Annotated in this window: 3 protein-coding genes and 3 pseudogenes; 1 reads left to right on the plus strand and 5 read right to left on the minus strand. The window is 31.8% G+C overall.

All coding sequences use genetic code 4. From position 1 onward, the window contains the following. Nucleotides 1-210: pseudogene (locus P690_RS0102415) on the plus strand (IS256 family transposase); the annotation flags it as partial. Nucleotides 211-402: 192 nt separating this feature from the next. Here the strand turns inward: P690_RS0102415 and P690_RS0102420 are convergent. From P690_RS0102420 to P690_RS0102450, 5 genes and pseudogenes are all read right to left on the minus strand, one after another. Beyond that, entirely contained in the window at nucleotides 403-2,319 is a 1,917-nt protein-coding gene (locus P690_RS0102420) for an FIVAR domain-containing protein (protein ID WP_027122198.1), read from the minus strand. A gap of 330 nt (nucleotides 2,320-2,649) precedes the next feature. After that, complete coding sequence (locus P690_RS0102430; RefSeq protein WP_036459581.1) at nucleotides 2,650-4,569, minus strand: FIVAR domain-containing protein; 1,920 nt, start codon at nucleotides 4,567-4,569, stop codon at nucleotides 2,650-2,652. A 351-nt stretch (nucleotides 4,570-4,920) separates the two neighbouring features. Next, nucleotides 4,921-6,885 carry an FIVAR domain-containing protein gene (locus P690_RS0102435; RefSeq protein ID WP_027122201.1) on the minus strand — a complete coding sequence of 655 codons (1,965 nt, stop codon included), beginning with the start codon at nucleotides 6,883-6,885 and terminating at the stop codon, nucleotides 4,921-4,923. A gap of 303 nt (nucleotides 6,886-7,188) precedes the next feature. Then, nucleotides 7,189-9,131: pseudogene (locus tag P690_RS04005) on the minus strand (hypothetical protein). 373 nt (nucleotides 9,132-9,504) lie between these two features. After that, nucleotides 9,505-10,516: pseudogene (locus P690_RS0102450) on the minus strand (hypothetical protein); the annotation flags it as partial.

Genomic DNA, 10,516 nt, shown 5'->3' on the forward strand with positions numbered 1-10,516 from the left:
GTTGAAAACTATAATTCAGTAATTGGTAGTTTCCTAGCTGCTAAAAAGTCTTTTAATAACATAAACCAACTGTTATTAGACCTTTATGTACATTTTGGTTACAACCCAAGGTACAAAAAACTAAATCAGAAAAGTAATAGACTGAGAAATTGATATAGAATATATGAAGAGTTAATGGATGTATTTCCGAACTTACTTAAGAAAAACTAAAAGTTCGAAAAAATCCAGATTACACAAAATTAGCTTCGTTCCCATAAGAGCTTCTTCTTATTCTTATTCTTCTTCTAGAAATAAAGGGTTTTGGCGTTTTTTGTTCTTTAAACCAAAATAAAAACACCAGCAACTATCGTTACTGATGTTCTATTTAATAATTTTATTTAACTAACTTAGCATATCATCCTATTATTCTTTGTTTTCTGAAGCAGGCATTAACGTGAATGTTAAGTTTCCTAAATTTGGAGCTTCGTGATCACTAATACCACCTAAAATTATTTTATTTAAACCTTTGGTTAGTTTTATAGTTCTTTTTTCATTTGAAACATTAGCTACATTTAATGTTTCACTATCAAAAGTTTTTAATGGAGCGTTTGTTCCAGAATTTAAGTTAACAAACTGAACAAAATTTTCTGCTCTAGAGGTTGTTCATAATTTTAAAGCTCTATTAGAACCTGTTCTATATACACCACCAACATAGTAATCACCATTTTGTGGAGCGTTTACGAATAATGTAAATGTACGATTATCACCGCTATGAACTGGGCTATTCATAGCTGTTCCATCACCGCTTCAAGATCTATTATTTCTACCACCAATAAATCCAATTAGGTAGTGATCGCCTAAGTTTTCGCCATCAACCGTCATGTTTTTGTATTGAGCAAAGTATGTTGAATAATCAGATGCCAGGTTATAACCCTTTAGTACATCAACAGTTACTGTACCATTACTTAATGAGTTACCAAAAATATCATCGTAAACCATTTCAGAATTCTTAGCGTTTGATGTTAAGTAGAAGTTACCAAACATCGGCGCAACTTTTTCATCAGGAACTGTAAATTCGATTGTATTTTCACCAAATTTAAGTTCTGACAACATTACCTTAGCAACCTTAATATCATCAACTGCTGGTGCAGGATTAATCATATCAGAATTTGCAGATGTAGTTGTTGTAGTTTCAGTTGGCATTGTATGAGTTTCACCAGTAGCGTCAGGCATGCTTGAAGCTTGAACTGGAGCTGCAAATTGAACAGCCGTTTTTGAACCACCATTTAATGAGTATTCTAATCCAATTTTGCTAGCTTGATCAGCTTTAACTAATTTATAAGGAAAGTATAAGTAACCGGTTGAAGGACCAAAGTAACTGAATTTTAAGCTGTACTTATTACCAGTACCAAGACTATAAACTCAAGATACATCAGTTAATGGTTTGTTACCATTTTCACCATTTTGATTTTCAACTAAAGCACCAGCTACAGTTAGAACGGTTCTCTTAGTATAGTTTCAAGATGGCGCCATGCTAGTATCTGTACCATTAAGATCAACACTATAACCCACAAAACTATAGTTTACAGGTTGTGCATGTTGTTCAACTGCTGCATTTTCATTATTTAAAACACCACTCTTAGAAAGTATTTGTTTTACAAACTTAGTACCTAAATCATTAGCGTTATTCTTTTGATTCATTAATAACTCAGAAGCAGTCGCATCTACAATAGCTTTATTAGCATCTGTTACTTTCTTAGCATCAAGCGCTGTTCCATCTGCTGATTGTAATTTCATTTTTGCAACAGCTGTACCAGCAGTATATAATGCTGTTAAGTGGTTTTTAATACGTTCAAATTGAGGTTCAGCAAATGGAGCTAGAGTTTCATCTTGCTTACTTAAGTTAGTTTTTAATTCCGTATATGATGTTACTAATGCTTCATGAGTTTTATTAAATTCAGTCTTAGCAGTATCAGCAGCACTAATTGCAGTTTCTAAAGTTGTTTTAGCGTGTTTTAGATTTTGAGCTGTTGAATCAGTCTTATCTAAAACAGCTTGTGCAGCTGCATATGCTTTAGTTAATGTATCTTGAATTTTAGCATAGTCTTCATATAAACTAACTTTAGCCTGTTGTGAGCTGATTAATGTATTTAATTCTGCTTTTGCGGCAGCTAATTGCTTAGCGGCATCATCTTCAGGTTTGTCTGGTTGTGTAGGATTAGTTGGTTTTGGTTCTTCAGGGTTAGGAGTAGCAACTTGACCACAACTTGCAACCGCTAACGTAACAAACGAACCAACACCTAATAAACTAATAAACTTTAATATGTTTTTTCTTTTCACTTAAAGTTAAAATAGAACTTGTAAAAGCACAAATTCTTAACTAAAAAAATATATAAAGTTCAATAAATAATAAATCGCAATTATTTTCGCCTAAAAAGTGTTAGTTTTACCCTAAAACGTATAGGAGCTTCTTCTTCTTCTTCTTCTTCTTCTTCTTCTTCTAGAAATAAAGGGTTTTGAACGTTTTTAATGTCTATTCAAAAAATATTAATTAATTTTTCTAGATTTTGATTAAGTATTTGATAAAGAAAATATAAATAAAAAAACACCAGATTATCCTGGTGTTTTGAATAATTTTATTTAACTAACTTAGCGCTTATTGATGTTTGTTTATCTTTGTCCACTTTCACCTACATTAGCACTAGGTGTTTGACTACTTAATGTAAATTTTAAATTTCCTATAAATGGAGCATCGTCAGCGCCAGAACCTTTAATTGTAATCTTATTAAGACCTTTACTTAAAGTTAAGGTTTTATTTGTATTTCCACTAGTTTCGGTTGCAGTAGTATTAGAATCAAAAGTTCCTAATGTAGTTCAATCACTTTGTTTCAAATTACTAAAGCTAAGAGTATTATTGCTTCCGGTTGTTGAGAATTCTAATCCTCTTGGTTTTTGCGCTCCTGAAATATATGAACCACTAATAAAATATTGTCCTTGAATTGGAGCATTTACATAAATTGTAAATGTTCTTGATTTTCCCCTTGTTGAAGGGTATACAACTACAGGATTGCTTGGATTATTAGTTGAACGCGGATTATTGCCTCCGATGAATCCTACTAAGTAAACAGGCGCGCTTAATTGTTGACCTTCACTAGTTAAATTCATAAATCTACCTACATACGTTGATCAACCTGAAGCAAGACTATAACCTTTTAATAGATCTACTGTTACAGATTTTGATGAATTATCTTGAGTTGTCGTAGTATTACCAAAAATACTATCGTATATTTTATCAACATTATTAGTTGATGAAGTTAAATACATATTACCAATCATTGGCGCTACTTTGTTTTCTTCGGTAGCAACACTGAATTCAATTGTATTATCACCAAAATTTAAATTAGATAATGTTACTTTTTCTACTTTTATATCATCAATTGCTGGAGTTGCACCACTGTCGTTCGTTTCATTACCAAATGTGATAGGAACTAAGGTTTCACTATTATTTAATTTATATTGAAGACCGATTTTATTCGAATCACTAGATTGAACCAACTTATAAGGGAAGTATAAATAAGCGGTAGATGGACCGTAATAAGTAAAGGTTAATGTATACTTTGAACCAGCACCAGTTAAGCTATATATTCATGATACATCTGTAAGAGGAGTTTCCGAACTTACTAATTGAGTTTGTCCTGCACTTAAACCCTCAGTCGTTCAAACTTTTCTTTTTGCAAAATTTCAGCTTGGTAGATCTTGTTCTTGCGATCCTGTTCTACCAGTAGTTACATCATTACTAAAACCAACAAAGCTATAGTTCCCTGGTTGTTGACTAGCAGCTTGTTGACCTTCAGCTGTAGTACCAGGTGTTAATTTAGCTGAATCTAATTTTTCTTTAATAAAAGTAGTAGCTGCTGTATCAGCATTGGTTTTTTGAGAATCAATTGCTGAAACTGCTTGTGTAATAGCAGTATTTGCACTTGTTATTTCATCAACCTTAGGAATCATTCCACTTGTTGGATCTAATGTTACTGTTGTAAAATCTTTAGCTTTATTATATAGAGAAACTAGATTAGCCTTAATTGCTGAATAATTATCTTGAGATAAACCATCTAAATTTGTAGTTTCAGATTTTAATGTTTCTTTTAATTTTGCATATGCACTAACTAATCCTAAATTAGCTTTATCAAATTCAGTTTTTGCATTAGCAGCATCACTAATTGCCGTTTGTAAAGCTGCTTTAGCATCATTAACGTCTTTTAAGGTTGCATTAGCATTATTTGCAGTTGTTTGTGCTGAAGCGTATGCGCTAGATAAAGTATCTTTAATTTTTGCATAATCTTCATATAATGCTACATTTGTGCTTTGACTTCCAAGTAATGTGTTTAAAGAAGCTTTAGCATCAGCTAACTGTTTAGCGTCTGTGTCACCACCAGGGTTAGTATTGCCAGTATCAGGGTTGTTAGGCTTATCAGGGTTGCTAGGGTTTCCGGGGTTAGATGTTACAGCTTTACTACAGCTTGCAGCAGCTAACGTAACAAACGAACCAATACCCAATAAACTAATAAACTTTAATATGTTTTTTTTCACTTAAAGTTAAAATTCGAACTTGTGAAGAAACACAAATTCTTAACTAAAAAAATATATAAAGTTCAATAAATAATAAATCGTCATTATTTTCGCTTAAAAAGTGTTGGTTTTACCCTAAAACGGATAAGAGCTTCTTCTTCTTCTTCTTCTTCTTCTTCTTCTTCTTCTTCTTCTTCTTCTTCTTCTAGAAATAAAGGATTTTAAGCTTTTTTGGCGTTTGTTCAAAAAAAATAGTTATTATTTTTTATTACTTATTAACTTAACATAAAAAAACACCAGTTTGATCTGGTGTTTTGAATAATTTTAATTAACTAACTTAGCAGCCCATTTTATTTATTAATTAGTAACGGTTTAAGTACTAGATTTGCTAGTAAGGGTAAATGTTAAGTTTCCAATATATGGAGCGTCTTCACCTGAATCTGATCCAGCTATAACAATTTTATTTAAACCTTTATTTAATTTTATTGTATTTGTTGCATTTTGCTCTGCATCACTAGAAGATCCAGTTTTTTGTATATCAACACCTTTATCAGTGTCAAAATTACCTAATGTGTTTCAATTATTTTTTCCTGTAACAGTTATTGTTACCGAGCTATTTGTTGCATCTCCAGTTGAGAATTTTAATCCTCTATTATTTGATGTAAGATATGAACCTTTAACATAATATTGACCATTTTCTGGAGCATTTACATATATTGTAAGCGTTCTTGTCGCTCCTGTAGTTGAAGGATTTCTAACTAGAGTAGATACATTATTAGCATTACGAGGATTACTACCACCAATAAATCCAACTAAATAAGTATAAGCATTTTCCTGCATTTCATTTGAATTATTCGAACTCATAAATCGATAAAAAAATGTTGAGTGATCAGCCGCAAGACTATAACCTCTTAATAAATCAACGCTAACAGAGGTTGATTTATTTTGTTTATTTAAAGTGTTACCAAAAATATCATCATAAACTTTATTTTGGTTATCAGCAGATGAAGTTAAGTACATATTACCAATCATCGGAGTAACTTTATCGGCTGGAACGCTAAATTCAATTTTGTTAGATCCGAATTTCAGATTAGATAAAGTTACTTTAGCTACATTAATATCACCTACAGTAGGAGTTGGATTCATTTCAGTTGTAGCTGCAGTTTCTTGATCAGCAACTAAGGTCATAGATGATGAGCTCTGAGCTGAGCCCTCACCTGCTGCCTGAACGCCAGAAGGTTGAGCAGTTGCTTCATTAGTTCCGGTTGTTTCGTTTGTTGCTGGCGCTTGAGTAAACTGAATCATTTTAGCATCTGCATCATTTAGTTTGTATTGCAAACCAAATTTAGTTGCATCTTCGTTTTTTACCAATTTATAAGGGAAATATAAGTAAGCAGTAGTTGGACCATAGTAAGTAAATTCTAAAGTGTATTTAGTACCTTCTCCAGCTAAACTGTAAATTCATGATACGTCTGTTAAATTATCTTGATTTTCTAACGCTACATATGAAGTTCCGCTGTTCCCTTGGGGTTTTCAAACGATTCTTTTAGCAAAATTATAATTTGAATTAGTTATGTCTTTACTGTATCCTACAAAACTATAATTTGCAGGTTGAGACCTCGTATCATTTGTTCATTTCTCTTTATCTAACGTCTTTTTTAAAAAATTATCAGATAACATGTCTGCGTTTGTTTTTCATTCAGTAAGATTTTCAATTACGCTTGTAATTGCTGTATTTGCAGATGTTACATCATTAACTTCAGGAATCATTCCATCAGTTGGATCTAATGTTGCTGTTAAAAATTTTTGGCCATCATCATACAATCCCACTAAATGTTTATTAATTGCACTATATTTAGTGTCACTTAATTGAGATAAAATTGTTTCTTTACTTTTTAAAGTTGTTTTTAATTCATTGTATGCAGTAACTAAATCACCATGCATATCATCAAAATCTGTTTTAGCTTTAGCGGCAGATTTAATGGCAGATTCTAAAGTTGTTGTAGCACTTTGAACATTCATTAAGGTTGCATCACTTTTATTTGAAACTGATTGTGCTGTTTCGTATGCAGCTGTTAATGTTGCTTTAATCTTTGCATAATCATCATATTTTGCAATGTCTACATCTTTTGAACTAATCAATTGACTTAATTTACTTTTAGCATCAGCTAATTGTTTGGCTGCATCATCATTAGGATTTGTTGGATTAGAAGGCTCAACAGGTTTAGGTGGTTCAGGATTTGGTGTAGCAACTTGACCACAACTTGCAACTGCTAAACTAACAAATGAACCAATACCTAATAAACTAATAAACTTTAATATGTTTTTTCTTTTCACTAAAGTTAAAATTGGAACTTGTATATAACTACAAATTCTTGAATTAAAAATATATAAAGTTCAATAAATAATAAATCGCCATTATTTTCGCGTAAAAAGTGTTCGTTTTAACATGAAACGTATAAGAGCTTCTTCTTCTTCTTCTTCTTCTTCTTCTTCTTCTTCTTCTTCTAGAAACAAAGGGTTTTAACCGTTTTATCTTTTTAACCAAAAATAAAAACATCAGCATTTTGTTACTGATGTTTTCACTTTAATAATTTTATTTAACTAACTTAGCGTTTGTTGATAATTTTTATTTTCTTATTAAGCACTTGGAGTTGCAGGTTTCATCAATGTGAATGTCAAGTTACCTAGGTTTGGAGCTTGACCGTTATCTGTGCTTCTAATAACAACTTTATTTGAACCTTTATTTAAAGATATAGTTTGATTTGTTATTCTTGAATCTGTCATATTTGTAGTAAATGTTTTTAGTGTATTTCCAGATCCAGAATTTAAGTTAACAAATTGCATAAAGTTATCTTCTTTATTAGCTCATAATCTTAATGCTCTATTCGAACCAGTTGTGTAAATTCCACTCACATAATATTTACCTTCTGTAGGAGCATTTACATAAATTATAAGATTTCTGCTATCACCTGTATTTAGAGGTGTAGTCATCTGTGTTCCTGTACCACTATAAGTTCTTTTATTATTGCTTCCAATAAAACCAACTAAATAGTAATCACCAGAATTCTTATCATCTAAAGTTACACCAGTGTATTTAGCAAAGAATGTTGAATAGTCAGCAGCTAGATTGTAACCTTTTAATAGGTCAACAGTTACTGAAGTTGATTTTTCTGATTTAGTAGTTTTGTTGCCAAAAATGTCATCATTAACTTTATCAAAATTATCTTCTGATGCAGTAATGTAAAAGTTACCAAACATAGGAGCTACTTTTTGAGCTGGAACAGTGAAATCAATTGTGTTTTCACCAAACTTAAGATTAGTTAGGATTACTTTAGCTACATTAATAGTATCAACTGTTGGTGTAAGATTGCTGTTGTTGTAGTAGTTGCAGGAGTTGTCATTTCTGGAGTTGTTTGCGTTGTACCAGCAGGAGAATCTATTCCTTCAGGATTCATTGTTGTTGGAGCTGCAAATTCTACAGGTTTCGCTTCTGTACCGTTTAATGAATAATTTAAACCAACAGTCGTACTTTGAGAACTTTGAACTAACTTATAAGGAAAGTATAAATAAGCAGTTGTAGGTCCGTAGTAAGTGAATGATACAGTATATTTACTGCCATTATTTAAACTATATATTCATGATACATCAGTTAACGGAGCTGTATTAGCATCACCATTTTGATTATCAACTAAAGTACCATTAATATTAAATATAGTTCTTTTAACGTAGTCTCATGCAGGCGGTGTTGAACTTGAGGCATTAACATCAACACTATAACCTACAAAGCTATAGTTTACTGGCTGCGAATTATCTGTAGGAGCTGCATGCTCTGTTTGTACTCCATCAGCCATCATAGGTTTTGGTGCAACTACGCCGCTTTTTACTAATACTTTTTTGCCAAATTTATTAAAATACATATCAGCATTTTCTTTTCTAGAACCTAGATCGACGACAGAAGCATTAATATTTGTATTTAAGTTAGTTACTTCATCCTTAGTAGGACTCATACCTTCAACTGGTACTAATGTATTTTTAACAACATCAGCTCCTGTAGTATAGTAACCTTCTAAATTAGTTCTAATTGCACTATATTGAGTTGAATCTAATCCCATTAGATTTTTATCTTTGTTATTTACATTGCTTTTCAACTCTTTGTATGCAGTAACCAACTCGGCATTAGCGTCATCAAAGGCTTTCTTATCAGTCGAAGCTGTTTTAATTGCATTATCTAATGTTGATGTTGCAATTTTAACTTCATCTAATGTTACGTTTGCTTTATCCGAAGTTGCTTTAGCGGTTACATACGCTTTTTCTAAAGTAGTTTGATATTTAGCGTAATCAGCGTACATTGCAAGATTAACGCTCTGAGTTTTTAATAAATCTGATAAGGCCATCTTAGCATCTGCTAATTGTTTAGCTTGATCATCGCCAGGATTAGAAGGTTTTGAAGGATCCTCAGGTTCCTTTCCTGGTGGCTTAGGAGCAGGATTGGTTGTTTGACCACAGCTTGCAATCGCCAACGTAACAAATGAACCAACACCTAATAAACTAATAAACTTTAATATGTTTTTTCTTTTCACTTAAAGTAAACTTATGAATTTACTTAAGACAGTAAATTCTTAACTAAAAAATATATAAAGTTCAATAAATAATAAATCGCCATTATTTTCGCCTAATAAGTGTTCGTTTTAACATGAAACGTATAAGAGCTTCTTCTTCTTCTTCTTCTTCTTCTTCTTCTTCTTCTAGAAATAGAGGGTTTTGACGTTTTTTAGCTTTTATTCAGAAAATTAAAATAATTACAAAAGTTTATTAAATAAAAAAACATGAGAATTGAATTTCTTTCAATCTCATGTCAATGTTGATGTTTTAATATAAATTGAATTAACTAACTTAGCGTCCTATTTAAATATAAGTATTTTATTTGTTTTCCTTAATTCTTTAGAAATGTTTTTAATCAGATTTACTAGAATTGGTATCAGTTTCAGTTTGCGTGCTCTTTAAAGTAAAGGTTAAATTACCTATATATGGAGCATTAGTTTGATCTTCAGTTCCACCTGCAATAATAATTTTATTTAACCCTGCTTGTAACATTAAAGTACTTTGATTACCAACAAGAGTGATATCATTATTTTCATTAGCAGTATTAGCAGTATCAAATGTTCCTAATGTTGTTCAGTTGTTTTGTTTTAATCCAGTAATTGTAACAACATTATTAGTATCTGTTCCAGTTGAGAATTTTAATCCTCTATCTCTTGCTGTTAGATAAGAACCACTAATGTAATAATCACCACTAGCTGGAGCATTTACATATACGGTAATTGTTCTAGCATCATTATTGTTTGCTGGAGTATTATTAATAGCTCCAGTAACCTCAACTCGACGAGGAAAGTTACCACCAATATATCCAACTAAATAAGTGGTGTCATTTTGTTGTGAACTTGCTTTAGCACCAGTTCTTGTTAGACCCATAAATTGACGAAAGTGTATTGATCTATCAGCTGCTAAACCATAACCTTTTAGAAGATCAACAGTTACTGAAGTTGAAGCATCATTTGTAGTTACGCTATTACCAAAGATATCATCATAAACTTTATTTTGGTTATCAGTAGATGAAGTTAAGTACATATTACCAATCATCGGAGCAACTTTACCAGTCGGAACGCTAAACTCAATTTTGTTAACTCCTAATTTAAGTTTAGATAAAGTTACTGTAGCTACATTAATGTTTCCTACTGTAGGAGTTGGATTGATTTCAGTTAAAGCTGCTGCTCCTTGATCAGCAACTAAGGTCATAGATGATGAGTTCTGAGCTGCGCTTTCACCTGCTGCCTGACCGCCAGAAGGTTGAGCAGTTGCTTCATTAGTTTCGGTTGTTTCGTTTGTTGCTGGCGCTTGAGTAAACTGAATCATTTTAGCATCTGCATCATTTAGTTTGTATTGCAAACCAAATTTAGTTGCATCT

Source organism: Mycoplasma imitans ATCC 51306 (assembly GCF_000518305.1).
Lineage (GTDB): Bacteria > Bacillota_I > Bacilli_A > Mycoplasmatales > Mycoplasmoidaceae > Mycoplasmoides > Mycoplasmoides imitans.